Origin of the sequence: Fibrobacter sp. UBA7003 (assembly GCA_002449765.1) — a bacterium.
In the GTDB taxonomy this organism is placed as follows: Bacteria; Fibrobacterota; Fibrobacteria; order Fibrobacterales; family Fibrobacteraceae; genus Fibrobacter.
This window is the reverse complement of sequence record DJXN01000013.1, coordinates 1-25,226: the sequence shown is the minus strand read 5'-3', so window position 1 is coordinate 25,226 and position 25,226 is coordinate 1. Positions and strand designations below refer to the sequence as shown.

The window sequence follows — 25,226 nt, the reverse complement described above, 5'->3', positions numbered from 1 at the left end:
AATAAACAATCTGCGCTTTTTTTGCAACAGCGAAACCCCGGTTTTTTGCCGGATTCCATAGACATTTCGTCCAAAATAGGCTAGCCGCCGAGCAAATCCAGTTCTTCGTAGCGTTCGTAGGCCTTTTCGAGTTCCGACTCTCGGGTCGCAATCTCTTTTTGCAGTTCTACGATACGTTTTGCATCGGTATAGACTTCCGGTTTCGAAAGTTCCGTCTGAAAACCGGCAATTTCGGATTCCAGCTTCTCAATCTTGTCCGGAAGTGACGCATATTCGCGTTCCTCGTTATAGGAACGCTTCTTCTTTTTTACCGGATTTTGCGAAATTTGCGTACTTTGCGCAGGATTTTGAGGCTGAACCGCGCCGGACGCGCGAGATTTCGCCTTTTCTTCGGCTATTCTCGCCGCATTTGCCGCTTCTTTTTCACGAATCTTGCGATTATTTTCGTAATCGGTGTACCCGCCGACGGCTTCGAACACGTTTCCGCCGTCTTCTATGGCAAAAATACCCGTAGCGACGGAATCCAGGAAGGCCCTGTCGTGGCTTACGACGATAACCGTGCCGTTGAAATCGGCCAGAAGTTCGGCCAGGAGGTCGAGCGTTTCCATGTCGAGGTCGTTCGTGGGCTCGTCGAGCACGAGCACGTTGCTCGGGTGGCTGAACAGGCAGGCGAGCAGCAGGCGATTCCTTTCGCCGCCGCTCAAGGCACTGATGGGCCCGCGGGCGCGTTCCGCCGAAAACAGGAAGTCCTGCAGATAACTTAACACATGGCGCCGGACACCGTTGAGCGTGATATAGGCCTGGCCGTCACCTACATTCTCGACAAGGCTCTTGTCTTCGCGCAGGCGGGTGCGCATCTGGTCGAAGTAGGCAATCTGCAGGTTCGTCCCCAGCCGGACTTCGCCCTCGTCGGGCTGGATCTCGCCGAGGATAAGCTTGAGCAGCGTCGTCTTGCCGGAACCGTTCGGGCCCACGATGCCGATGCGGTCCCCGCGGGAGACCTCGGTACTGAAATGCGATATCAGCGGGGCGCCCTCGTAGGCAAAGCTCACGTCGGTGAGGCGGGCTACAAGGCGGCCGGAGCGTTCGGCCTCGGTAATCTGCATGTTCACCGATCCGGTCCGCGTGCGCCTTTCCGCACGTTCCTGCCGCATCTTGATGAGCGCACGCACGCGTCCCTCGTTCCTGGTACGGCGCGCCTGGATTCCCTTGCGGATCCAGACTTCCTCTTCGGCGAGCCGCTTGTCAAAGAGCCTGTTCGCCTTCTCCTCTTCAGCGAGTGCCTGGTCCCTGAACTGCACGAACTTGTCGTACGGATAATTCCACGTGCGGACGCGCCCGCGGTCGAGTTCGAAGATGCGGGTCGCCACACGCCGCACGAAGGCGCGGTCGTGGCTCACGAAAAGCACCGCACATTCCAAACGCGAAACGATACCCTCCAGCCACTGGATGGCAGGAATATCCAGGTGGTTCGTGGGTTCATCGAGCAAAAGCAAGTCCGGATTCTCGGCGACGGCCCGTGCGAACAGCACGCGACGCTTCTGTCCGCCGGAAAGCCCGTCGAACAAAGCGTCGGCCGCGATGCCCGTCTTGCCGAGAATCGCCTCGGCGTGGGCATCGTGGTGGCCGTCCTGCGCAATGCCGACCATCACCACGTCGCGCACCGTGCCTTCCATATGGGCGGGGATTTCCTGCACCATGCGGGAAACCTTCAGGCCGGTGCGCTTCACGATTTCGCCCGAATCCATGCCCATCTCGCCCTGGATTATCTTGAGAAGCGTGCTCTTGCCTTCGCCGTTACGGCCCACGAGACAAATGCGGTCACCCGCCTCGATATCGAACGAGGCGTTGTCGAGAAGCGGAGGGCCGCTAAACCGCAGGGAGATATTCTGTGCAGACAGGATTGGCATCTGCACTATAATTTAGAAAAATGGGGACGCCTACAATCCGGTAATATCGAACATCCTGGTCATAAGGCGCATGCCCGAAGCGCTTTCGACAATGGCAAGGACACGACCCGCACGGATTTGCGGCATGGAGCCACCCTGCGCGCCGAGCACACCGAGCAAGTTGCCCTGTATGTCAAACAACTTAACACGGGCATCCACCGGAGCCCCGGAAACCGCAAGGAACCTTCCCGAGACATGCATCGCGATGCCGTGGGGCATTCCCATGCCGCGCACCAAATCCGGTATGGAATCGTTCGTCATCGTATCCTGCGCAGAAGTGTCGGCAACCGTGGTGTCGGCAGAACTCGTGTCCGGAGGCGGCTCCTGCGACTTGAGGATTTCAAGCATCTTTTCGGCGTAGCGCTTGCCGAACGTCTCGTAGCCCTCGCGCGTAAAGTGCAGCGTGTAGCTCGCCTCCTTCAACGCGGGGCAGCCCTGCGCCGAAATCAGGTGGCCGTTCGGGATAAGGTCCGCCGCCTGCTTCACGGCATCGTTACGCCAGCCCAAATCGCCCGTGGGCGCAAGTTCGCCAATGAGTATCGGGGTCTTTTCCGGGTCGAGTTCCAGTTCGGCAATCAGGTCGTCGTACACCTTCTTCACGCGCTTGGGCCAGTCGCTCATCTGGTAGTCCGCCTCTCCCTGGTGGAAAAGGAAACCCTTGATGACGCCCTTCTGCTTGGCAATCTTCCCCATCTCGACGATGCGCTTGTACACGTCGCCACCGTATTCGTCCAGGTACTGGATCCACCAGGTATCGCCCTTGTTCTTCGCGTTCTGCACATAGGCCTTGTTGCGGTCCTTGTCGAACAGGTCTATGCTCTGCCCGCCAATCGCAATATTCGCCACCGCCACCTTGATGCTGTCCGGGAGGTTAGCGACCATGGTGCGCCCGAATATATCGGCGATGCCCACCTTGGACTGGCTGTGACCCATCGGGGGTGCCGCCGGGTAGAACTCGCCCACCTTCTGGTTCGAATGGTTCGCCGCGCGCAACACGAGGAAGCGGGGGTCCTGCACGCGGTCCTTGTCGGTGACAGTCGCCTGCCCCGACATGTTGGACTGCCCGTAGGCCAGGTAAATGTGGAGGTTTGGGTCCTGCGCAAAACCGGCCGTGGCAAGGATGCACAAAACAAGCGCCATCAAGGGCACCGAAGAAATTACTTTGTTCATTATCACTCCTTTAACCAAACAGCAAAACCGCCCATTCCCCCAAAATACGGGTTCCACCCGTCATGCCTTAATCTAATCTTTTTTCCCGCAAAAAGCGCATGCAGTGCGAACAAAATATGTTGACATTTTGTAAAAACAGGAACGGACCCCTTTCCCGGGCAGGGTTCTTTTTTTTCTAAATTGCCTAGCGTGATTGTCCCCGTCAAAAAAATATCCGCTACAGTCGGCCTCGCACTCGCAATATCCTCCGCGTACGCACAGGCCGATTCTGCGAACGTAGCCACCGACTCCGCCGCTGCCGACACATCGCATTTCCAGTGGTGGAGCGCCGTGCCCGTACTCGGCTATACCGAGGAGACGGAACTGCAGTACGGCGCGATGGTGAACTTCTTCATTCCCTCCTCGTTCAAGGGCGGCAACTCGCAGGAGATAGACATCGCGGCCTACGGTTCTACCCGCAAGCAGTTCCAGTTCGCGGCCACGCCCTACTTCTACCTCGCGCACGACCGCATCTCGGGCTGGCTCGACTTCCGCTACCAGAACTGGGTGGGGCACTTTTTCGGCATCGGGAACGACGTCGACATGGACGACTACATCAGCTTCGACCGCGAGACGTTCTTCTTCATGGCCCTCGTGGAATCGAACCTCGGGCTTCCGCCTTCACTCCAGTTTTTCCGCTACGGCATGGTGCTCGACATCAACCACAGCACGATGGAGTTCAAGGAATACGACGGCGAAATCGCGCTCCCCGCAAACGCGGACGGCTGGCGCACCGCCCTCGGCTACCACCTCACGGTAGACACGCGCGACAACCCCAACTGGGCGCGCCACGGCATGTACCTGCAGTGGGAACACCGGTTCTACACCGACGCCATCGGCGACTTCGGGTTCACGTACCAGGAGCTAGACCTGCGCACCTACGGCGAGACCATCTGGAACACCTCCATGGCGGTGGGTCTCATGTGGCAGCGCTCCGACGGCGACGTCCCCTTCGAGTACATGGCGGGCCCCGACGGCATCAAGCGATTCCGTGGCGTGGAGATGAAGTATTTCCGCGACAACCAGGCACTCATCATGCAGGTGGAACTCCGCAAGGAACTCTTCTGGAGGCTTGCGGGCGACATCTTCTTCGAAGGCGGCAAGGTCGGGCCGTATTTCAGCCAGCTGTTGCGCAACGAGTGGCACCGTTCCGTCGGATTCGGCGGCAAGTTCGCGCTCAACAAGAGCGAGCGCCTTTACGCCCGCGCCGAATTCTCGTGGGTCGACTTCAAGAGCCTCGGCATGACGTTCTACTTCCGCGAAGCGTTTTAAGGTGATTTAAATCACGGGGCGAAGCGCGCACCTGAAGACACCTGTATACAGAAAAACGCGGACTCCGGGGTGGAATCCGCGCTTTTTATTTTGAGATAGAATAGCTTGAAAGACCCTAGTCCTTGATGCTCGTCCAGTCGAGCACGCCCTTCTTGTAGAGGTAGATGTAGCCCGCTTCGAGGATGAACAGGAACCCGAGGAGCACGATCAAAAGCTCCCAGCCACCAGCGAGGAACTGGACCGTCCAGGGGTAGAGGAACGCCACTTCCAGGTCAAAAACGAGGAAAAGCATGGCCACCATGTAGTATTTAACGGGATAGCGCTCGTTCGCGGTACCCGAGACATGGGCAAGGCCGCACTCGTAGGCAGCCCCCTTGATAAGCACGTTCTTGATCTTGCCCGGGTGCAAAAACCAGTTGGCAAGCAGGAGGATTGCGGGAATGCAGAGGGCCATGATGACCAGGATGGTCATGGCGAACGTCGTGTCGAAAACTTCAACATTACTCATAGTGATAAAAAATATAGTAAAAAACTTTTTTCTGTTAACCTCCCCTTATGTAAAGTATATTTGGGGATATGAAAAGACTATTTGCATGTGTGGTTATAGGCGCAGTGGCGCTTTTCTGGGGTTGCTCCGATACCGCGAGCGGCCCGGTCACCCCCCCGGACGATGGCGACATCTCCGAGATCGAATCCTCCGATTCTAGTTCCCCCAAGAGTTCCGCCGGCAGCACGTCCAGCGACAGTTCCAAGCCAGCTTCGTCCACCTCGAAGGACACCGTCACCATCGTACAGCACGTGAAGGACACCTCGGGGAACAACGAAGAACTCAGCTACTACAGCAGCGGCATCTTCTGCTGGACCGAAGGTTGCGAGAAGGACTTCATCTCCTCCTCTTCGGCCGAATCCAGTTCTAGCGACGAGATTATCATCGCGGCTTCGTCCGCATCCGTCGAACCGCCGACCGTGAACGGCAACACCATGGTCGACAACCGCGACGGCAAGAGCTACCAGCTCAAGAACGTGGGCGGCAAGCTGTGGATGGCCCAGGACCTCGCCTTCAAGAGCGGAAACAGCATGTGCTTCGACGACAACGATGCGATGTGCGAAAAGTACGGAAGACTCTACGCTTATGTCGCCGCCACGAAGGCCTGCCCTCCGGGCTGGAGACTCCCAAACCGAAACGAAGTGACGACACTCTTCGCCGACGACTCCTACCCGTGGAGCTACAGCGGTCGCTGCAAGGACGGCAACTGCGACTTTACGGAAAAGATGGGCTTCCACTGGACCAGCGCCACCCCGCAGGACGGCGACAAAAACTTCGACTCGAACAAGGGTGACAGCTACGCGGTCATCATCGTGGAGAAGGAGCCTGAGTACGCCGGAGAAGGAGCCGATCAGAAGTTCTTCCAGGTCGACTCCAAGACCAAGTTCTTCAGCGTGCGCTGCGTGCAGGAATAATAAAGTCGGCGCAGTATTTCGCGACCTGTTCGCGGACGCTGTTGCCACGGACTTTTCCGAGCAAATCGACGATATCTTCAAGCGGAGCAGCCATAAAGGCCTCCGCGCTTTTGTATCTGGAGAGAATCTTCACGCGGGTCTCGTGCCCCACGCCTGGCATCTTGAGCCATTCCACTTCCAAATCCTTCTTGCGCTTGCTCCGCTGGTACGTGATGGCGAAGCGGTGCGCCTCGTCGCGGGCGTTCTGCAATAGTTTCAAAGCGGGGCTCGTGCGGTGCAGCACGATGCTCTTGCGGTCGTCGGGAAACACGATTTCTTCGAGGCGCTTCGCAAGCCCGATGAGCGGCAGGTCCTTGTCGTGCCCGAGTTCCTTCAGAATCTGCATGGTGGCATCCACCTGGCCCTTACCGCCGTCGCATACCCACAGGTCGGGCATGGGCGTACCTTCGTCTTCGAGCCTGCGGATGCGTCGCGTCATCACCTCGCGCATGCTCGCGAAGTCGTCCACACCCGTTACCGTCTTGATGATAAACTTGCGGTAGTTGCTCTTGTCGGGCTTGCCGTTCTTGAAGGCGACGAGACTTGCCACCGTGTTCGTGCCCGAGAGGTGCGAAATGTCCACGCACTCGATACGGAAGGGGGTCTTCTTGAGGCCCAGCACCTTCTGCAGCTCAAATACGCTCTGGTCGATTTCGCTATACTTCTGCACCTCCGCGCGCATCTCCACCAGAATCATGTCGGCGTTCGCGCCCGCAAGTTTTAAAAAGCCGAGCTTCTCGCCACGTTGCGGGTTCGTGATTGCCACCTTGTGGCCCGCCTTCTCGGTCAGGGCCTGCGCAAGCGGTTCCGTATCCGGCGAGTCTCCGGCAATGCCGCCCTCGTCGCCAAGCCCGAGGGGAACGTCGGTCGCGATTTCGCCCGGGATAAACTCCACGTCCATGTACCACTGCAAAAGCATCTGCCGGAAAATCTCGGTCTCGTCCTCTTCCAGTTTGCATTCCAGGCGGTAGTGGCGGCGCCCGCAGAGCACGCCATTCCTGTACTCGAAAATCACTGCGGCCGCCATCGTGCCGTTCCGGCGCAGGCTCAGCACGTCCATGCACAGGCGCGCATCCGTCACGTCGGTCTTCTGGTGCACGCCCGTAGCCTTCAGGGCCTGGATGGCGTCGCGCTTCTTCATCGCGGCCTCGAAATCCAGCCGGTCGCTCGCCTCCTGCATTTCCCGTTCCCACTGGGCAATCAGGTCGTCGCGCTTCCCGTTCAACAGCATCTGCGTCTGGAGAACCGCCTGGTGGTATTCCTCCTGCGTCACGAGCCCCGCGCACGGGGCGCCACACCGCCCTATGTGGTAGTTGAGGCAGGGCCTCGCGGGCTTTGCGAGCGGCAACTTCAGCTTGCACTCGCGAATCTTGAACAGGCGGGCGGCAATATCCTGCAGCTGGCCTATCATGCGGGAATTCATGTAGGGCCCGTAGTACTGGCAGCCGTCCTTGCGCACCGCGCGGGAAAGGAACAGCCTCGGGAACGGCTCGTTCACCGAGAACGCGAGGTAGGGGAAATGCTTGTCGTCTTTAAGCAGCACGTTGTACTTGGGCGTGTGCTTGCGGATGAGGTTCGCCTCCAGGATTAGCGCCTCGGACTCGCTCTCGGTAATAATCCACTCGATATCGCGTATATAGGGCAGCATGAGCGTCGCCGCGCGGTGACCTGCGTGGTCGCTCCCGTCGAAGTAGCTCCTCACGCGGTTCTTGAGCACCTTCGCCTTGCCGATGTAGATAATCTTCCCCTGGGCGTTACGCATGATGTAGACGCCCGGCAACGCGGGGAGTTCGGCAAGCCTGCGCTCGATATGTTCGCTAACGGGAATCACTGACCTACAAGGTAAAATTTATTTCCTGGACCCGCACTAGCCGCAACGATATTTTTTCTCTTTTTTTGTTACATTTGCGCAATTTTTTTATATATCTTTTTTTATGGAAACTGTTCCATCGATTTTTTCACGGAGTCAAAATGAACCTAGAAAACATCAATCTCCTCTCGCAAAAGGTTGACGGGGTCCTCGCGACCGTCCGCAACCTCCGCCAAGAGGTCGCCTCCCTGAAAGGGGCCCTGGACGGGGCACGAGCCGAACTCCAGGACAAGAACATCCTGCTGGAAAACGCGAACGCCGAACTGGCGGACTGCAAGGCTGCCCTTGAAGCCCGAGCCAACCAGGCTGCCGCACAGGACGACGCCATCAACCAGAAACAGGGCGCCATCGACGACCTCAACCGCAGCCTCGAGGACATGAACGCGAAAGTCCTCGAACTGCAGAACCTGGTGAACCAGGGCAACGAGAACCTGGAAAACGCGAAGAACGAGATTTCGAGGCTCAACGGAGAAATCGCTTCGCGCGACGAGCAGGCGGGACAGCTACAGGAACAGGAAAACCAGTTGCGGATAGACCTTGCCGCGTCGAAAGCGAACGAGTCCATCCTGAACGGGAAAATCGAGGAACTGAACAAGGCCATCGCCGATAAGGACGCCGCCATCGAAGCGCTCAATGCCGAAAAGGCGGGGCTCAACGAGACCATCCAGGCCCAGGGCGACGAAATCCTGCAGGCTCAGGAACGCTTCAAGCAGATGGTTTCGACCATCGAGACCGAACTCGGCACCGAGATTCCGGTGCGGGTACCCTTCTCCGAAGACGCCGAAGCTGCCGCCGAGGAAGGCGCCGGGGCGGAAAGCGCAGAGAGCCCGGCCGAAGCCGTCACAGAACAGCCCGCCGACAATGCGGCCGCTGAAGAAGAGGAACCCATCGAAATCCACCCCGCCAATGAGAAGGAACCGGACCTTTTCGCGAGCAATGGAGGCTCGCAATCCGGTTTTTTCGGCTAAGGTGGCTGATGGATGACGATCCATTCGGCGTAGGAATGAAATAATGGCAGAATTGAATCTACACAGGCCCGTCAGCGTGACTGTCGCCAAGGAACGGCTGCAGATCAAGACTGACCTTCCCGACGGGGACATCAAGGAAATCGTCGACTTCATCGACGAGCGCTATGCCAGCTACGATCGGTTCAAGCTAGAAGCGGGCAAGAAGATGGCGTTGCTCGCCCTGGAACTCGGACAGCAACTTTTCGAGATGCGGAAACTGCTGCACCAGGTCAAGGTGGAACGCGACGAGCTCAACAACAGCATCAAGGAAATGGCGGCCCTGCTCGACGAAGGGCTCGACCGCCCCGAGAAAGCTGACGACTGGATGTAGGCGGCCATTTGCCTATTTTTACAATACTCTGACAGACAAAATACAAATTAAGCGCTTTTTTCGCTTGATTTTATGCCCCCATAAAGGTATATTTGGGATATAAGGCATCGCACGGATTAACGCCCGATCTAACAAGATATAATCAGCTCGTGGCTCTTGGTGTCCAGTTTAGGCGCGCTTCGACGTGAAAAACGAAACAACAAGGCACTGCTATCTTTTCAGAATAGTAGCTTCGAGTGTTCCACCGTGACGGATGCCTTTTTTTGTACCCTGAACTTGCCCAAGGTCATGCCTTCGGCTTCTGGCAGGCGCGGATAATCATGAGCTGCGCCGGGACGTAGAACCACCAGATGAAGTTCTTCGAAATTGCGGAAACCGTCTGCAGGGCGCCGTGGTCTTCACCCGAAAGCAGCGAGAGGCCAACGAGGACATCGCCCACGAAGAACGCGACCATGCCCCAGCGGATGCACCTTGCGTTCTTCGCAGGGAAGTAACCCTTGCGCGGAGCGAGGATGCCCACCACCATCGACATGGTAAGGATCACGCCATAGACGGCGACAGTTACGATTGTCACGTTTTCGAGCGTAAGTTCAAGCACTCCCCCGCCGAAAATGCCCGACGCGGCCCCCAGCAACCCACAAAGGAACAGGTGGCCCGAGGGCCTGCTGGTGTCGGAATCGGATATTCGCGAATGCCTGTAGATAAGCAACATCTGGAAGACCATGAAGAGCGCGATACCGAGGACGTCGCTGAGGTCGTGCTCGGAAGGCACGACAAGCTTGATGACGCTGAAACTCGTGTCGGCGAGGAAGGAGAAGACGAACGCGACCCGGAGCAGCCTGCCGTCGCGTTGCGAAAAGGCGTCGCGCGACACGACGAACGCCATCACCGTAAGCAGCAGCGACATCGAGAACTTGGTAATGAACTGCAGCGTTCCCGCATCGGCAAGGCACTGGCCAACGGCGCCGCAGGTGTAGAAATCATACCAGTCCTTGCCCGTAGTGACGACAAGAAACACGGCCATCAAGGCAAGAATCACCCTTTGCGCAACGCTCTCCAAAAACATGCGCAAAAGAATAGCAAAAAAACTACGGACCGGTTTTTACTGTATCCGGACGCGGTGGATTTGCACGCCCTGCCTCACGATGTACACGCCGGGGAGCCGGATCCGCTTCAGCGACGTGCCAAGGAAACGTCCCTGCATGTCAAATACCTGGACAGGCTCGTTCGCATTGAGCTTGCTTGCGTCCAGTTCACCGGCAAGACCGCGCAGGCCTATCGCCACCGAAGTGTCCGTGACGCCGGTGTCGTTCACGCTCGTATCCGGTTCCACGAAGGGGTGTGCCGGATCGTCCACCACCACCTTGAAGGTCACGGAGCCTTCGCAGCCCGAGGCGTTCGTGTGGACCGCCTTGTAGTAGCCGCTCATGGTGCCGTCCATCTTGCCGAGGTGGATTTCACGGTTCGTAGAGGTAAAGCTGTTCGGGCCGCTCCACAGCCAGCGCCCGCCTTCCCACGGGTGCGGGCCGATCGAAAGCGAATCGCCCTTGGAAAGCGAGATTTCGGTCGCAGTGGACCAGCCCTCGTTATTGTTGATTTTCGAATACGGGATGATGGAATCCGGCTTGCAAGCGCCACCCTCGGCGCCGTCAATCACCATCGTGGTAATCGTGTTGGACTTCGCGGTCATCGAAAGCGCCTTGCCCGAAACCACGATATCGGATTGCTTGGTGAGGCTGCCCGGCAGTTCGAACCGCACCACCTTCGCGCTCGTGCCAATCTTCACGAATTCACCCAAATCAAATTCATACTTCACGTCGCTAGAACCGCTATTGCGCACGATAAGCACCAGCGCTCCCTCGGGCGTGAGTGCCGCGAGAGTGTTGCCGTTGTCGCTATCAATAATGCGGGAGCCCGGACGAATGTAACGGCTGAATGCGGCATGCATGTAGTAGCGCGCGTTCGGGCTGAAAGTCTGCTTGCTGTGGTTCAGCGCGAGGCTACGCCAGTTCTCGGCCGGGTCGCCAATCTGCCAGTCCACCCAGGCACTCGCCTTCATATCGCGCAGGTCTGCCAAAATCACGCCCGCCATCCAGAGCGCAATGTTCTCGTCGCCGCTCTTGTGAAGCGGGCCCGTTTCGGACTGCCAAACCTTCTTGTCTTTCGCGAACGCCGCATTGAAAAGTTTGGCGCGGTTATCGCCGCCGGAATAGCTGTGCGTGTTCACCTGGAACATGTAAGAGAGCGCTTCGCCGCTGTACTTGTTGAACTGGTTCAGGGCATCGCCAATGTTCGTCTCGTCGGCGGCACTCACCGAAGTCTCTGGGAACAGGCCCTTCTTCTGAAGCGCCTTGCCGAGTTCCACAATCATCTTCGTCTGGTTGTTCTTGAACCCGCAACCTTCCTGCCCGCCATTGGACTTCCACCAGCCGGCACTCGGCTCGTTGAACGGTTCCACCGTACGGAACGTAATTCCCCATTCCTTCTTGAAGTGCAGCGCCACTTCGGAGAGGTAGTCCGCGAAGTCGTCGAAATAGTCTTCCTTGAGGTTGTCGCTGCCGTCGCTAGAGCCCGAGACGCAGCCGCTCTTCGTCATCCACCACGGGGGCGAATTGCTGAATGCCTCGAAAATCGGGTCCTTTACGCGCTTGGAAAGTTCAATCGCAATCGTGCGCTGGTACGGGTCGGCCGTCCAGTCGTAACTTCCCTTTTCAGTAGGCTTGTAGCCGGGAACGTTCGCACCGCCGTCGCCCTTCGTGAGGTGATTATGGCCCGGTTGGTCGCCGCCGCCGATGTTGTAGCGGAAAATTGTGTAGCCCAGACCCGTATCGGGGTCGGCAATCGCACCCAGAAGCTTGCTGCGGTTCGCCTCGCTCCAGGCGCCCGCCTTTACGGCCCACCAGCAGAGGCTTGTGCCCCAGCCCTCGAAAACCTGGTACTTTTTGCCGGGGTCAACAACGACCTTGGTCTGTGCATGTGCGGGAGAAACGATACCCGCGAGGCCCGCGACAAACGCCGCCATCGCCAGAACCGCGCCGGATACTCCAAAATTCCTTTTTTTCATAAACCAATCCCTTTCTTGCGCCATGTTATTTTACATAGCCTGATTATAAATATACCCTAACAACTGGGGATTGTCAAATGTGGACTTTTGGGGGCCTATTTCGGGCCTATTTAAGGTCTAATAGTTCAGGGCGATATAGGCCGTACCGGAACCGAAACGGCGCTTGAACGACTCGAATTCATCCCACAGGGCGTCCCATGCCACGCCGAGTTCCAGCTGCAGCGCCGAATTGCGGAAGAGGACGATACCGGCTTCGAGTCCGCCAGCCAGGCCCAAGGCGACGACTTCGTCAAAATTCTCGTAGTGGAAGTCCAGCTGTCCTCCGATGCCGAAGCCGCCCCCGAAGAACGGAGAAACGGCTCCTGTGCTCGTGTAGTAGCGGGCGCCGATAAGGAACACGTCGTGAAGTTCCCAGCCCTTGCCGACGACAAAGTTCGTGTTGTTCACCATGGTGATGGCCGCATGCGCGGAGACCTCGAAAATCCTTGCGTAGTGGAAAGCGAAGGTAGCGTTCCAGGAGCGTTCCTCGTCCCTGTCCTTGCCGTCCTTTATATCCTTGGGATTTGCGAAGTAGTCGTAGTTATGCCATATCGCGGCACCCACGCCGAAACTGTTGTAGTTGCGTGTCGGGCGTTTTTCGCCGACAGGTTCCTCGGTTTTCGCGGCAGGGGCTTCCTCGACCTCGACAGTGACGACAGAAGTGTTCACGGGGAGCGGTTCCTTTTTCGGCGCGGTGGCAGAATCTGCGGCAGGCTGCGGAGCAGGTGCCGCCGCGACCGGCTCAGGCGCGGGTTCGGCCGGGGCTTCGGGCTTCTTTTCGCCCAGCGCCGAAAGTACCGCCTGCTCGATTGCCGCGTCGAGGGCATCGACGCTCGCCGCCTTCTGCTTTCCCGAACCGACAACCACGCCCGCCTTGGCCTGCTCGCATACGACGATATAGGAGGAACCCATCGTCATGATATTCGTGCGGAGCTGAATCTCGGTGCTGTCTTCCACCGGAGTGTTTCCGGACTGGCTCACTGCTGCACGCACGAGCGAGTTCACGATCTGGGGAGCATCGGGAGAGAAATCGGCACCGGATGGGGCAACAACTTGAACATCGGCAGCGAAGGCTGCCGCGGCCATCGAAACGGCGAAAGCGAGAGTCTTTTTCATATCCATAAAATACAAACAAAAAAAGCAATAGTGGAGCATCACTTGTCCGATAATCTTCAAAAAAAGGTATTTTTTAGCCATGGATTTTAAAAGGAGCATCCAAGACTGTTGCAAGCGGGAGCGCATTTCGCAAGAAATGTTCTGCCAGCGTCTCGGGTGTACCATGAGCGAACTGCGGTATGCCGGAAACTGGTCGCGAATCGCGCACGGAGCCTGGGTAGCCTTCGGAGCAAAGCTCGAAGGCTACGAGCCGCGTTCCGCCCGCGAGGAGAGGGCCTGGGCCGAACAGCTGCTCCCCTGGATACGCAGGTTCCCCGTGAAGGCCCTCCAGAAACGCGGGCTCCTCCCGCACGGAACGTGCGGGGCAGGCTCCGTGCGCGACGTACTCCGGTTCATGGGAGTCGGCGGACGCGAAGGCTTCGACAAGACTTACACCTTTACGCTCGACAGCGTGGCGCCCCAGGTCTACGCCGCATGGATCCGCATCGGCGAAACGCTCGCATCCGCAGATGCCGCCAAGTCCAAATCGACATTCGCGGTCGACAAGGACCTCCTCGCCCGCAACCTGAAAACGCTCACGCGCAATTCGGGAGGCGGCCTGCGTTCCGCGATCGCAAAAGCACTGCGCGACAGCGGCATCGGATACATCGAGGTGGATCCATTCATCGCCGCGCCATACCCCACCTGCGCTAGCTTCTGGATCGGAGACATCCCCTTTATCCAGGCTTCCACATCGAGGATAAACGATTCTGTGTTGCTCGAAAGCATATGCCGTACCGCATGGCATATCGCTGCACACCCGCGCAGGCGTTCCTCCTTCCTTGTCGCCCCATGCAACGCCCCAGCATCCCCGACGCAAAATACCCAGGACGCCGAAGCACAGAAGTTTGCAGGCGACCTGCTGCTTCCCGAAGCCGACGAATGCAGGCTCATCTGCTGCGGCCGTTTCGAGGAAGACCGCTGCATCCGCTATTTCTCCCGTACGCTCCGCGTGCGCCCCGGAATCCTCGTGGAACGCCTGCAGCAGCAGGGGAAGCTTCCGCATCGCACTCTCCTGAACGATTTCAAGGTTGCCGTATAGGCAAAGATTTCTATGAACAAAGCCGCCATCATCGTCGCCGTTTCCATGCTCCTGAGCCGCGTGCTCGGAATCTTCCGCGAAATGCTCCTTGCGCACGCCGCGGGCGTCTCGCTCGAGAAGAACGCGCTCGACCTCGCCTTCATGATTCCCGATATCCTCAACCATGTGGTGAGTACCGGGTTCCTTTCCATCATCTTCATCCCGATTTTCACGGGCTACAAGGTCGCGGGCGACGAGAAGGGCGGATGGAAATTTTTCAGCAACGTGCTGAACACCTTCGGCCTCGTGCTCCTGATCCTCGTGGTTCCTGCATTCATCTGGATGAAGGAACTCCTGCAGCTCCTGACCGTCGAGGGCGCCACCCCGGAACTCATCGAGCGCGCCACCTACTACGGCCGCATCATCCTGCCGGGCCAGATATTCATCTTCGTGGGCAGCATCCTTGTCGCCGTACAGCACACGCGCAAGCAGTTCCTGATTCCATCGCTCACCGGCCTCATCTACAACGTGGCGATTGTCGGGGGCGGCGCCGCGGGCATCGCGCTCACCAGGTACACCGGAACAGACTACGGCCTCGAAGGGTTCGCCTGGGGCGTCCCGGTCGGAGCGTTCATCGGGTTCTTCGCACTCCAGATTTTCGGCGCAAAGCGCGGAGGCGTGCACTACGACCTCATCATCCAGCCGACACACCCGGATATCGTGCGCTACTTCAAGATGATGTTGCCGATGTCACTGGGCGTGGGCTCCATGTTCGGGCTCGAATTCATCATCCGTAGCTTCGGCGCGAACTTCGGCACGGGAGGCATCTCGAGCCTCAACTACGCCTACCGCGTCATGTACACGCTGGTGGCGGTATTCGGGTTCTCCGTATCCGTCACGAGCTACCCCGACATGGCGCGCCTCGTGAAGGAGGGCGATTTCGGGCAGCTCAACCGCAAAATCTGGAAGAGCCTCTCGCGCATGTTCTGCATTTTGATTCCGGCAGTGGTTGCCGTGTGGGCGCTCAGCTTCCCTGCGGTGCGCATCCTCTTCGAGCGTGGCGCCTTCCAGCGCGAAACTACCGAAGCCATTTCCGAAATCCTCCGCTGGTACCTGCCCGTGAGCCTCGGGCTCTGCCTCCAGGCGGTGCTCGTCCGCAGTTTCTACGCCTGCGAGCGCATGTGGGTGCCGACGCTGCTCAACACCGGCATCTTCGCGGCAACCATCCCCGCCTATATTCTGCTCGGCGCTCCCGAAGCGGGGCTCGGCATCAAGAGCGTCCCCATCGTCGGCGCCACGGGAGCAATTCTCCAGGTCATCTCGATGATTTTCATGTGGGCCAAGAAAAACGGGACCGACGGCATGAAGGACGCCCTCCTCAACATGCTCCGCGCGCTTGTCGCCTTCGGTATCATGATCTGTGCCGCCGTGGGCCTCGACCGCGTGTCGGGAGAGTTTGTCCGCAATACAAGTCTCGTGGTGCTCGTCATCTATGCCTGTGCGGCGGGCCTTGCGCTCTTCACGCTCACGCTCATCGTGCAGCGCTACCTCGGCAGCAAGGACGCGAAGGACATCCTGAACGAGCTCCTGGGCAAGGTACTCCGCAAGCTGCACCTCGCAAAGTAGCGCTTTGTCGCCCAAATAACGCCATTTGTACGGGAGACGTCTACCGTCTTTCCAAAAAATGATTATTTTAGTAAGTGAAAGGTCGAACAACCATCCAACACCTATAGGTAGATATGTCCGCAAGAGTCACCAGCAGCGACAAGATTGAAGATTTGTTCCCGGAAACCCCCGTCCGGAAGATTATAACTCCGATAGAACGCCTGATGAAGGTGGAAACGACCGGCGGCATCGTCCTTATCATCATGACGCTAGCGGCCCTCCTCTGGGCCAACCTGAGTCCCGAAACATACCATCACTTTTGGCACATGCCGTTCGCGCTCACGATAGGCAGCTGGGTCGGTTCCGCCGACCTGCACTGGCTCATCAACGACGCGATGATGACGGTATTCTTCTTCAATATCGGCCTCGAAGTCAAGGGCGAGATGACCTACGGCGAACTCCGGAACCCCAAGGCGGCGAGCCTGCCCGTGATTGCCGCTGCGGGCGGTATGCTTTTCCCTGCACTCATATACCTGCTCCTTTGCCCGCATGGCGACAACAGCGCCACACACGGATGGGGCGTCCCGACGGCGACCGATATCGCATTCGTGGTGGGCTGCATGGCCATTCTCGGCAAGAAGGTGCCGCATGCGCTCCGCGTGATGATCCTGACCCTCGCCATTGCCGACGACATCGGCGCAATTCTCGTTATTGCGATTGGCTACCCGAGCGGAGACGGCATCAACTTCATCGCCCTCGGTACCGGCTTTGCCCTGCTCGTGCTTATCAACGTGCTGTTCCGCATCGGGGTCCGCAACCTGCTCCTGCACGGCCTGATAGGGATTTCTGTCTGGGCGTTCTTCGTGAAGAGCGGCGTGCACCCGACTATCGCGGGCGTGCTGCTCGGGCTCTCGGTTCCGGCGAAGCCTGTGCTCGCGAAGGGCAAGCTCGCCCACTTTGCGGGTAGCGTCGGCGGTGCGCTTTCGGGCGAGGCCAAGGACCGCAACGAACAGTACGAGGTGTTTACGCTCTTGAAGCGCGGTGCACGCGAGAGCATCTCGATGCAGGAACGCTTCTTCAAGCCACTCGTGCCGTGGGTGAACTTCTTCATCATGCCGCTGTTCGCGCTCAGCAACGCGGGTGTCGAAATCAAACTCGGCGGCGTGGAAGTCCCCGTGATGGGTGCGGTCGCGCTTGCGCTTATCCTCGGCAAACCCATCGGCATATTCCTCTTCAGCCTGCTCGCCGTGAAGATTGGCGTGTCGGTGAAACCCAGCTACAGCTGGAAGGTGCTGTGGGGCGGCGGTATGCTCGCGGGTATCGGCTTTACCATGGCGCTATTTGTCGCGAACCTCGCCTTCGACGTGGGCGACCGCCAGGATTCCGCGAAACTCGGCATCTTGCTCGGAAGCTTCTGCGCGGCAATCCTCGGTACGATATACATGAACATCGTGTCAAAGCCGCATAACGAAACCGAAGAGGCGAAGAGCGAAGCGGCCTAGGTCCGCCGAAAGAATGCCCCATTTCGTCTACATGCTCCGCTGCGCAGGAAACCGCATCTACACGGGCTACGCCGTCGATGTCGAGGCGCGGTTCGAGCAGCACAAGTCCGGCAAGGGCGCGAAATTCACGAAGGCATTCCCGCCGGAATGCATATTGCGCAAGTTCGAACTCGAAAGCCACGGCATGGCCCTGCGCCTGGAAGCGCGCATCAAGAAGCTGCCGCGGCCGCAAAAGGAACTTCTCGCAGCGGGCGACCCAGAACTTGCAAAGAAGCTGCTCGAAGAACTAGCTGACAATTAAATCCACGACCAGGAATACGGCCATGATGACGCTCGCGACACTCACGAAGCGGCGGACAAACGCGTTCCCCTTCTTCCTCTGCGTAAAGCTCCCGAGGTAGCCGCCGAGCCAGGCTCCCGCCGCCATCACGATGGCAATGGGCCAGTCAATCTTCCCCATGACTCCGAGTGCCACGGTGCTTACGAGCAGGAACACGTTGGTAAGCGAGTTCTTGAGCGCGTTCACGTGGACGGCGTCCATTCCGGTGTAGCGCGTGAGCCCGAAAATCTGCACGAACCCCACACCCACCTGCACGATGCATCCGTAAACCGCTATGCCGAAGAATCCGAGCGCGCCTTTCCAGGTGAGCTTTTCGGGAGGCGTCGCGGGAGGCTTGCCGAGGATGTCCTTGCGGAGGTTGCTCATGACCACCACGACGCAGATGACGACCGCGAGAATCGCCTGGAACATCTTGTCACCGATGCGCACGAGGAAGCATGCGCCCACGAGAGCGCCCAGGAAGGTGGGAACCGCAAGCTGCATGAAGATTTTCTTGTTCAGGTAGCCGTGCTTCATCAGGTTGAACGCACTGCTGAAGTTCCCGATGATAAGCCCGATGCGGTTCGTGCCGTTCGCGACGGTCGCGGGCATCCCGAGGAAAATCATGATGGGGAGGCTCAGCGTGGAACCGCCGCCCGCGATGCTGTTGATGAGGCTGACTACTGCCCCCAGCACAAAGAATGCGGGGTACTGCGCGTATTGCCACACTTCGGAATCAATCATTTCGCGAGTTCCTTCTCGAGGAAGCTCTTGTTGTCTACGACCTTCTGCTTCTGCGTGTATTCGGGGTATTCCGCGAGGCACTTGTCAAGCGGTCCGATGGCGTCCTGGAGCAACTTCTTTTTCTTTGCTGCGTCCTTCTGCTTCTGCGCCTTCGCGAAGATCTGCGATGTGGTTTTGCGTTGCGCGTTGCAGAACGTGTTGGCGAGTTCCTGGTACTTCTCGCCCGCCTTCTTGCGGAAGTTGCTCGCCTTGAGCCTGGTGAGGATATCCTTCGCTTCGGCGAACTTGCCTGCCTTTATGAGGGTGTCGGCCTTCGCGAGTGCCTGTGCGGGGTCATGCGATTCCCAGTACTTCGCAGCTTCGGAATCGGCGGACTGCATCATTTCCTTGACGTGGTCGGTGTATTCCTGGATGCGGAGCGTCTCTGCGAAGTCGCCGTAGCGCATGCGGAATTCTTCGATCTTCTTGAGCGCTTCGGCGAATTGCGCCTGGTCATCGGCCAGTGCCTTGATCTGCGCAAATTCCTTCTTCGCCTTCTCGAGCGTATTGACGAACGCGTTCTGCTTCTGGACCTTGGCCCAGTTCACAAGTGAATCGCCAGGGGCGAGCGCGATCAGACTGTCCGCAATTTCTGCCACCATGCTGTAGGCAGACTTCACGCGGTTCATGTTCTGGATGGTGAGCACCAGCGGCTCGAACGCCTTCGCCTTCTCGGCGCGCGTCTTGCCGAACTCGTTCAGCATGGAATCTGCCTGGGCTTCCCAGGTGTTCCAGAGCGGCTTGATGATGCGGAAGCGCTGCAGGTAGGCGCTGGCGGAATCGGTGAGGCCTGTCGCGTAGAGCGAGTCGGCGTGTGCAAACACGCGGACGGCGAGGGCCGGGAAGTCGGTATAGGGGTCGGGAGCCGCGGCAGCCGTCGCGGCCGGATTTTCACAGACAACGTTGTTTATACCCACACTTCCGTCACCGCCGTTTGCGGCAGGGACCGAATCCGGAGTCGAGAGCCTGTAGCTGTCGAGCACGTCCGAAGTAAAATATGTCCGGCCTTCGTTTGTCGCGGAAGGTTCCGCCGTGGATTTCTTTGTCGCGGTTGCCGGTTGCATTTTCGCGTCCTGGGCCGTAGCCTGTTGCGCGGGCTCCGCCTGGCCCGGCGCGGCGGAGGATTCCGCCGGGGCGGCAGGCATTCCTGCCTGCTGCACGGAGGCATCCGTGGCGGGACAGGGGGCGTTCCCTGCGCAGGCGGCGAGCATGAATGTCGCGGCCGAGAGAATCACCTTGCTAAAAAACTTGTTGTTCATCTTGTTTCCCATTTCACATCACACGCTTCTGATTACTTATTCCGCCTCAATAGGCACGAAGGCGCCTCCGTCCATCCCTTCCGGCAAATCCCAGTCGTCGTCCTTGGGCATTGCGGCAGCCTTCGGTTCGGCGGGTGCGGGAGTTGCAGCGGGCGCAGTGGCCGGAGCAGGCGCAGCCGGAACGGAAGCAGCGGCAGATGCAGCAGCCGGAGCTGGCGTCGAATCGGGTTTTGCAGCCGGAGCCACCGGGACCTGCGCCGCCTGCACCGCAGGAATCGAATCCAAGGTAGTATGCGCCGATTCGGAACCGACGGGTGCGTTCGCCTGCGCGTCCGCACTAGCCGACGATTCCACAACGGCAGCGGCCGCAGGCATCGGGAGGCTCGTCATGATTCCCATCTCGGCGATGGATTCGGCGGCCTGTTCCTGCACCTGCGGCGGAATGAATCCCGGAACCTCGAGCCACGGCAACGGCCTTCCCGCCGTCCCCGCTTCGGTCACGTAGAGGCCCGTCATCGGGTCGACCGTAATTTCGCCGCGCTCGTTCGCAAGCTGCAGCGGCACCTCGCCCGTCGCGAGAATCGAAATGTCGTAGAAGTCCACCATGTCGGGAATCTTCAGAATCTCGATTTCTTCCTTCGCGAAAGACGCCCACTGCGGAAGGCCGCCCGAGGCGCCCGCGATACGCGTCTTGCCCGACTTCAGCGGCTTGTTGTTGTCGAAGCCCACGTAGCTTCCGACGGCAATCACGGAATCGAGCGCGAAGCCCTCCTTCTCGTAGACGTACGTCGGGATGCCGCCCATGAACGCGACGTTCCTGTAGTCGTTGGTGGTACCGGTCTTGCCTACCACGGGGTAGCGCAGTTTCGTCTTCCCGTCGGCACTCACCACCGCGATGGAAGAATTCTGGCTCCTGGCCGTACCGTTCGTGAACACCGAACGCAGCATCGCGCCCATCTGCGAAGTGATGTTCTCGTCGAGCACGACCTTCGACTCCACCGTGTTCCTGAAGATGACGTGTCCGTTCCTGTCGCGGATTTCCTTGATGAAGCACGGTTCGTTCCATTCGCCGTCCTTGCACTTGTACACCTTTCCCGAAAGGATGGTCTGGTACGCCGTGCTGATTTCGCCAAGCGTAATCTCGTTCACGCCGAGCGGCATGCTGAACACCTTCTGCAGTTTCTGGTGGATGCCGATTTCGTGCGCGAACCGCGCGTATTCTGCCATCGAGAGCGAACGGCGGAAGTCCGGCCAGTAGCGGATGTTGTCGGGCAGCAGGTAGTCGATTTCGGAATTCACCGGGTCGATCATGGCGGAAAGCCGCTTCATGTCGGCGAGCGTGAAGTTCCGGAACAGTTTCACGGAATCGAGCGGCGGGAGCTTTTCCGAGACGTCGGGGTCGAGCTCCTGCATCTCGCGGGCACGGAGTATCTCGGAGTAGTTCTTGTAGTTGTGCGCGATGAACGCCTTGATCTTCTCGTCCTTCTTCGCCTGCTTCATCGCCACGTCGTTGTAGGTGCCGTAGCGCAGGTTCCTCACGTCCATCGCCTTGTCGAACTTGTCCTCGCTCTCGTAGAGAGCCGCAAGCCTGTACTGTGCCTTCGTGAACTCGATTTCACGCTTCACGTCTTCCTTCATGGTGAGCCCGAACTTGTCGCGGAGCCTCGCGAAGTAAGCCTTCGAATCCTCGTCGGGGAGCTGCGCGTAGCCGTTCTCCGCGGCGACGGCGTCGAACTGTTCCTGGTTGAGCCTGTCGAGAAGGTGGTCCAGAAGCCAGATGCTCGCGATGTTCTCGGAGCGGGTCGCCGCCCACGCGATGCTCACCACGTCGCCCTTGTTCTTGTGGTCGGGGCGCGGGAAGTAGAACTGGTTCACGTACTGGAACACGTTGAAGTCGTTCTCGAGCGGGTTCATGTAGTTCCAGTTATACTTGAGCGCGAGCGCATACAGGATAGGCTTCCAGCTGGAACCAAGCTGCCGTAGCGCCTTGAAACTGCGGTCGAAGTCCGTGTTGTGGAACCCGCCCTGGCTTGCGAGCACCCTGCCGTTCTGGATGGCCACGAGGCCGCCCTGCAATACCGGTTCCGTCTCTATCTTGCAGGGCACGAACCCGTTCACCTTGTTCTCGTCCGCGACGCTCACCAGGAGAATCGCGCCCTTCTTCATCTGGTTGCCGAGTACGGCGGCCGGGTCCTTGCCCACCTGCTTGCCGAACTCCTTGAGGGATTCTTCGCCCACTTCGCCCTTGAGCTGCCCGAACCCGAGCCGCAGCGCCTTGAGCGAGCCGTTCTCGTTGTACAGCACCGTGTCGACCGCGCCGTAGAGGTAGTCGCCCTTGCGCGCGCTTACCGCCTTGTTCGCGAACTGCGCCTTCGGGAGCACGAATCCGCCGAGCTGCATCTGCAGGTTGCTGATGTTGTTCTGGAGCGCGCGCTTGGCCGCATCCTGGCTCTTCGCGTCGAGCGTCGTCACGATCTCGAGCTGCGCCTTGCGCCAGTCTCCGATGCCCTTCTCCTCGAACAGCTGCTGGTAATATTCGCCCGAAAGCTTCTCGTCGATGCGTTCGAGCGTCGTCGAGACGCTGAAGCGGAAGTTGCCGTGCTTGAAGTGCAGCGGTTCCGCGAGCGCGTCGTCCATCTGTTCCTGGTCGATATAGCTTTCCTCGACCATGCGGCCTAGCACGTAGCGGAGACGTTCCTCGCCGCGCTTGATGGCCCTCTCGCGCCGCTCCTCCGTGCGCTGGATGAACGGGTCGTAGTTGAACGGCCCCTTCACGGAACCCGCGATGAACGCGCATTCCGCGAGCGTCAGGTCCTTGAGTTCCTTGTCGAAGAAATACTGTGCGGCGATCGCCACGCCCTTGCCCGTACCCGAGACGTGGAACTGGTTCAGGTAGAATTCGAGGATGTCTTCCTTGGAAAAGTGCCTCTCGAGCCTGAGCGCGTCGATGAGTTCTTTCCACTTGGCCTTGATGCTCCTCTCCTCGCGGCCGAGCACGTTCTTCGCCGTCTGCTGGGTGAGCGTGGAACCGCCCTGCCGCATGTGGCCGCTCTTGATGTTAGCGGCCATCGCGCGGAGGAACCCCTGCAGGCTGAACCCGTTGTGCGTCCAGTAGCCCGCGTCCTCGGCGGCCACGAGCGCGTTCACGATATCCTTCGGGATGTCGCCGTAGGGCACGTAGAGGCGGTGGTTCGCGTCGAAGAAGGCGCCGAGCAGGTTGTCGCCGTCGCGGTAGTACACGCGGGTCTCGCCCGAGAGCACCTGGAGGATGGTCTCGCGGTTGAACTGCTTGTCGGGGTCGCGGTCCGGGAGCACCTTGAACACCACGATGTAGGCGGGAATGCAGCAGATGAGCCCCACGAGGGCGAAAGCCGCCACGATCTTGAAAAACTTCACGAGCCTGGAACTCTTTTTCTTCTTTCTATCTTTTGCCATATGAGCCTTACAAATCGCCAAAAGGACCCTGCGGGTTGCGCAGAGCCTCTTTTTTTAGTCGAATATAGCTTTTTTTGCCGTCACCCCTTGAAAATCGGCCGAAAATTAAGTAAAATTAGTGTCCCCAAGATGGGAAGATGGCCGAGCTGGCCGAAGGCGCGTCCCTGCTAAGGACGTATAGGACTTAATCCTATCGCGAGTTCGAATCTCGCTCTTCCCGCTGCAAAGGTCCCCCGGAGCGATCCGGGGGATTTTTGTTTTTGATATTTTACCGGCTTTTTGCATAAAAAACGCCGGTTTTTACGTATAAGTTATATATTTCAAGAAAGTGCGGGGTAATAACCAGAATTTTTTTGAGGAGATTGTCAATGCGTAAGACCGTTCTGCTTTGCATGTCGGTAATCAGCGGATTGTTCTGTGGTTGCTATGACGGCGAAACGGAGTGCTTCGGTTCGAGCCAGTTTGTGAGTTTGAATTTTTTGACGACCGGTAAACTGGATAGCGTTCATTTCTATTTAAATGAAGATAGAGTTTGCGAAGGAAATATTGGTGTTTATTATGACCAAATTTTATGTTATCAAGATTCAAACGCTTTTTTAACCGCAATGATTGCAACGGAGTCTGATACTGACAAGTGTATTCTTTCGGATAACAAATCAATATGGAAAGCGGTCCATTGCTTTGTTGGAAAACCATCTGATGGAGTAAATGTTGGCTCTGCAAAAATATGGTTGCGTATTTTTTATAAGAACGAATCATCTCGAGTTGAATTGCCTTTGGAATCTTTTGGAGGTAGCAATGTTAACATTATTGCCGAACATGATACAATTTCGTGGTTTGCTTATGATGAAAATCCAATAAGGCCATATTTTGATGATTATGAATCACCAGCTGCGTCAAATCGTGTAGGATGCCATGATGGCTATTGTATAGCGACGTTGCCAATGGCTGATAAGGATGTTTGCTACGACAAGTAAAAAGAGGTAATGTGGTGCAAAAGTTATCCAAAATAAGCCTTGTCTTAACAACCGCAATTTGCGGATTGTTCTGCGGTTGCTATGAGGGTGTAGATGTTGAGTGCTTTGATTCAAAGGAATATATCTCTATTCACATATTATCTACTACAAAGATAGATAGTGCAGATATCTATTTAAATGGGGAGCAGGTGTGTCATATAAACAATGCATATCACTTTGTTAAGCCTGCAAGTAAAGAGTATTTTTATGATAAAGATTTTCATAAGGTGTTGACCGGTGAAGATCTTTGCGACTCGTTAGAAAAATGTCCTTCATGGTATAATTTGGATTGTTATTTAAGAAAACCTCCTGATAAGATCAGAACCCAAGATACCATTGTTTCTATGCACTTATTTGAAGGATTGCAAAAAAAAGAACAAAATATAATCATACCAGCTATGGGCGGGAATAATATCAATGTCATTTCTGAACAAGATTCAGTTATATGGTTTGGTTATAAGGACAATCCCATGATATCCTTTTCTGAAGATTTTAGGTCTCCGGCTTCATCAAATCGTGCTGGCTGCTATGATGGTTATTGTGTAGCAACGTTGCCAATAAAAGATAAGGAATATTGCTACGACAAGTAAAAAGAGGTAATGTGGTGCAAAAGTTATCCAAAATAGGCCTTGCCTTGGCAACCGCGTTTTGCGGATTGTTCTGGGGTTGCTATGAGGGAATTGAGACGAAATGTTATGATTCAGATCAGTATGTATTTTTGAAAATTATATCTATGACAGATATTGATAGTGTTCATTTTTTTCTCAATAATCGGCGGGTCTGTGTGGTTGGATTAAGCGAAAACAAATACCAGTGCGACGATTCTACTCTAAAGGTTTCAGAGAATGATTGCCCTGTATGGAGTGTTTTTTCCTGTGGTCTCGGTCCTT

The 25,226-nt window shown here is 57.4% G+C and carries 20 protein-coding genes and 1 tRNA gene; 11 read left to right on the top strand and 10 right to left on the bottom strand.

All coding sequences use genetic code 11. The features are described from left to right. Window positions 1–80 precede the first annotated feature (80 nt). Entirely contained in the window at window positions 81–1,910 is a 1,830-nt protein-coding gene (locus B2952_RS09855; protein WP_290736730.1) for an ATP-binding cassette domain-containing protein, read from the bottom strand. Between the two features lie 30 nt (window positions 1,911–1,940). Continuing rightward, window positions 1,941–3,119 carry a sialate O-acetylesterase gene (locus tag B2952_RS09850; protein WP_290736734.1) on the bottom strand — a complete coding sequence of 393 codons (1,179 nt, stop codon included), beginning with the start codon at window positions 3,117–3,119 and terminating at the stop codon, window positions 1,941–1,943. A 189-nt stretch (window positions 3,120–3,308) separates the two neighbouring features. Here B2952_RS09850 and B2952_RS09845 point away from each other — a divergent pair, with 189 nt between their 5' ends. Then, entirely contained in the window at window positions 3,309–4,430 is a 1,122-nt protein-coding gene (locus B2952_RS09845) for a hypothetical protein (RefSeq protein WP_290736737.1), read from the top strand. Between the two features lie 115 nt (window positions 4,431–4,545). Here B2952_RS09845 and B2952_RS09840 read toward each other — a convergent pair whose 3' ends face one another. Then, window positions 4,546–4,938, bottom strand: a complete 393-nt coding sequence (locus B2952_RS09840; protein ID WP_290736740.1) for an NADH-quinone oxidoreductase subunit A — start codon at window positions 4,936–4,938, stop codon at window positions 4,546–4,548. 68 nt (window positions 4,939–5,006) lie between these two features. Between B2952_RS09840 and B2952_RS09835 the strand changes: the two genes are divergently transcribed. Then, on the top strand, window positions 5,007–5,891 hold the full coding sequence (locus B2952_RS09835) for an FISUMP domain-containing protein (RefSeq protein WP_290736743.1): 885 nt from the start codon (window positions 5,007–5,009) through the stop codon (window positions 5,889–5,891). Here B2952_RS09835 and uvrC read toward each other — a convergent pair. Then, a complete protein-coding gene (gene uvrC, locus B2952_RS09830) occupies window positions 5,866–7,761 on the bottom strand; it encodes an excinuclease ABC subunit UvrC (protein ID WP_290736745.1) in 1,896 nt (631 codons plus the stop codon). The two genes, B2952_RS09835 and uvrC, sit on opposite strands and share 26 nt — an antisense overlap. 140 nt (window positions 7,762–7,901) lie before the next feature. On the opposite strand from uvrC, the gene B2952_RS09825 reads away from it, so the two are divergent. Together B2952_RS09825 and B2952_RS09820 are read left to right on the top strand one after the other, a co-directional pair. Then, the gene (locus B2952_RS09825; RefSeq protein WP_290736748.1) at window positions 7,902–8,768 is read left to right on the top strand and encodes a hypothetical protein; all 867 of its coding nucleotides are present in this window, start codon (window positions 7,902–7,904) and stop codon (window positions 8,766–8,768) included. Between the two features lie 43 nt (window positions 8,769–8,811). After that, entirely contained in the window at window positions 8,812–9,138 is a 327-nt protein-coding gene (locus tag B2952_RS09820) for a hypothetical protein (protein WP_173366933.1), read from the top strand. Between the two features lie 286 nt (window positions 9,139–9,424). On the opposite strand, the gene B2952_RS09815 is transcribed toward B2952_RS09820, so the two are convergent. The 3 genes from B2952_RS09815 to B2952_RS09805 all read right to left on the bottom strand — a co-directional run bounded on the left by B2952_RS09815 (window position 9,425) and on the right by B2952_RS09805 (window position 13,357). Next, complete coding sequence (locus B2952_RS09815) at window positions 9,425–10,162, bottom strand: lysoplasmalogenase family protein (protein WP_290736751.1); 738 nt, start codon at window positions 10,160–10,162, stop codon at window positions 9,425–9,427. A gap of 78 nt (window positions 10,163–10,240) precedes the next feature. Further along, window positions 10,241–12,202: a glycoside hydrolase family 30 protein gene (locus B2952_RS09810; protein WP_290736754.1), complete on the bottom strand. Its 1,962-nt coding sequence runs from the start codon at window positions 12,200–12,202 to the stop codon at window positions 10,241–10,243. A gap of 117 nt (window positions 12,203–12,319) precedes the next feature. Then, window positions 12,320–13,357, bottom strand: coding sequence for a hypothetical protein (locus B2952_RS09805; RefSeq protein ID WP_173382457.1), 1,038 nt, complete (start codon window positions 13,355–13,357; stop codon window positions 12,320–12,322). A gap of 79 nt (window positions 13,358–13,436) precedes the next feature. Here B2952_RS09805 and B2952_RS09800 point away from each other — a divergent pair, with 79 nt between their 5' ends. The 4 genes from B2952_RS09800 to B2952_RS09785 all read left to right on the top strand — a co-directional run bounded on the left by B2952_RS09800 (window position 13,437) and on the right by B2952_RS09785 (window position 17,825). Beyond that, the gene (locus B2952_RS09800) at window positions 13,437–14,438 is read left to right on the top strand and encodes a hypothetical protein (RefSeq protein WP_290736757.1); all 1,002 of its coding nucleotides are present in this window, start codon (window positions 13,437–13,439) and stop codon (window positions 14,436–14,438) included. A 12-nt stretch (window positions 14,439–14,450) separates the two neighbouring features. Further along, complete coding sequence (gene murJ / locus B2952_RS09795) at window positions 14,451–16,043, top strand: murein biosynthesis integral membrane protein MurJ (protein WP_290736760.1); 1,593 nt, start codon at window positions 14,451–14,453, stop codon at window positions 16,041–16,043. Window positions 16,044–16,156: 113 nt separating this feature from the next. After that, window positions 16,157–17,524: a Na+/H+ antiporter NhaA gene (nhaA, locus tag B2952_RS09790; RefSeq protein WP_290724768.1), complete on the top strand. Its 1,368-nt coding sequence runs from the start codon at window positions 16,157–16,159 to the stop codon at window positions 17,522–17,524. A 13-nt stretch (window positions 17,525–17,537) separates the two neighbouring features. After that, a complete protein-coding gene (locus B2952_RS09785; RefSeq protein ID WP_173382453.1) occupies window positions 17,538–17,825 on the top strand; it encodes a GIY-YIG nuclease family protein in 288 nt (95 codons plus the stop codon). On the opposite strand, the gene B2952_RS09780 is transcribed toward B2952_RS09785, so the two are convergent. From B2952_RS09780 to B2952_RS09770, 3 genes are read right to left on the bottom strand one after another with little or no spacing between them, the layout of a single operon-like run. Continuing rightward, window positions 17,811–18,587: a sulfite exporter TauE/SafE family protein gene (locus B2952_RS09780; protein WP_290736763.1), complete on the bottom strand. Its 777-nt coding sequence runs from the start codon at window positions 18,585–18,587 to the stop codon at window positions 17,811–17,813. The two genes, B2952_RS09785 and B2952_RS09780, sit on opposite strands and share 15 nt — an antisense overlap. Next, window positions 18,584–19,885, bottom strand: a complete 1,302-nt coding sequence (locus B2952_RS09775; RefSeq protein ID WP_290736767.1) for a hypothetical protein — start codon at window positions 19,883–19,885, stop codon at window positions 18,584–18,586. Before B2952_RS09775 ends, B2952_RS09780 begins: the two co-directional genes overlap by 4 nt. A 36-nt stretch (window positions 19,886–19,921) precedes the next feature. Further along, the gene (locus B2952_RS09770) at window positions 19,922–23,320 is read right to left on the bottom strand and encodes a transglycosylase domain-containing protein (protein ID WP_290736770.1); all 3,399 of its coding nucleotides are present in this window, start codon (window positions 23,318–23,320) and stop codon (window positions 19,922–19,924) included. 131 nt (window positions 23,321–23,451) lie between these two features. Between B2952_RS09770 and B2952_RS09765 the strand changes: the two genes are divergently transcribed. From B2952_RS09765 to B2952_RS09755, 3 genes are all read left to right on the top strand, one after another. Further along, window positions 23,452–23,540: transfer RNA gene (locus B2952_RS09765), tRNA-Ser, on the top strand. 148 nt (window positions 23,541–23,688) lie between these two features. Further along, complete coding sequence (locus tag B2952_RS09760) at window positions 23,689–24,297, top strand: hypothetical protein (RefSeq protein ID WP_290736772.1); 609 nt, start codon at window positions 23,689–23,691, stop codon at window positions 24,295–24,297. A 14-nt stretch (window positions 24,298–24,311) separates the two neighbouring features. Further along, window positions 24,312–24,926 carry a hypothetical protein gene (locus B2952_RS09755; RefSeq protein ID WP_290736775.1) on the top strand — a complete coding sequence of 205 codons (615 nt, stop codon included), beginning with the start codon at window positions 24,312–24,314 and terminating at the stop codon, window positions 24,924–24,926. The last annotated feature ends 300 nt before the right edge of the window (window positions 24,927–25,226 follow it).

Coding starts and splice junctions, on each gene's coding strand:
- B2952_RS09855 (WP_290736730.1), bottom strand. CDS start 1,910: ATGCCAATCCTGTCTGCACAGAATATCTCCCTGCGGTTTAGCGGCCCT.
- B2952_RS09850 (WP_290736734.1), bottom strand. CDS start 3,119: ATGAACAAAGTAATTTCTTCGGTGCCCTTGATGGCGCTTGTTTTGTGC.
- B2952_RS09840 (WP_290736740.1), bottom strand. CDS start 4,938: ATGAGTAATGTTGAAGTTTTCGACACGACGTTCGCCATGACCATCCTG.
- B2952_RS09835 (WP_290736743.1), top strand. CDS start 5,007: ATGAAAAGACTATTTGCATGTGTGGTTATAGGCGCAGTGGCGCTTTTC.
- B2952_RS09825 (WP_290736748.1), top strand. CDS start 7,902: ATGAACCTAGAAAACATCAATCTCCTCTCGCAAAAGGTTGACGGGGTC.
- B2952_RS09820 (WP_173366933.1), top strand. CDS start 8,812: ATGGCAGAATTGAATCTACACAGGCCCGTCAGCGTGACTGTCGCCAAG.
- B2952_RS09815 (WP_290736751.1), bottom strand. CDS start 10,162: ATGGCCGTGTTTCTTGTCGTCACTACGGGCAAGGACTGGTATGATTTC.
- B2952_RS09810 (WP_290736754.1), bottom strand. CDS start 12,202: ATGAAAAAAAGGAATTTTGGAGTATCCGGCGCGGTTCTGGCGATGGCG.
- B2952_RS09805 (WP_173382457.1), bottom strand. CDS start 13,357: ATGAAAAAGACTCTCGCTTTCGCCGTTTCGATGGCCGCGGCAGCCTTC.
- B2952_RS09800 (WP_290736757.1), top strand. CDS start 13,437: ATGGATTTTAAAAGGAGCATCCAAGACTGTTGCAAGCGGGAGCGCATT.
- murJ (WP_290736760.1), top strand. CDS start 14,451: ATGAACAAAGCCGCCATCATCGTCGCCGTTTCCATGCTCCTGAGCCGC.
- nhaA (WP_290724768.1), top strand. CDS start 16,157: ATGTCCGCAAGAGTCACCAGCAGCGACAAGATTGAAGATTTGTTCCCG.
- B2952_RS09785 (WP_173382453.1), top strand. CDS start 17,538: ATGCCCCATTTCGTCTACATGCTCCGCTGCGCAGGAAACCGCATCTAC.
- B2952_RS09780 (WP_290736763.1), bottom strand. CDS start 18,587: ATGATTGATTCCGAAGTGTGGCAATACGCGCAGTACCCCGCATTCTTT.
- B2952_RS09775 (WP_290736767.1), bottom strand. CDS start 19,885: ATGAACAACAAGTTTTTTAGCAAGGTGATTCTCTCGGCCGCGACATTC.
- B2952_RS09770 (WP_290736770.1), bottom strand. CDS start 23,320: ATGGCAAAAGATAGAAAGAAGAAAAAGAGTTCCAGGCTCGTGAAGTTT.
- B2952_RS09760 (WP_290736772.1), top strand. CDS start 23,689: ATGCGTAAGACCGTTCTGCTTTGCATGTCGGTAATCAGCGGATTGTTC.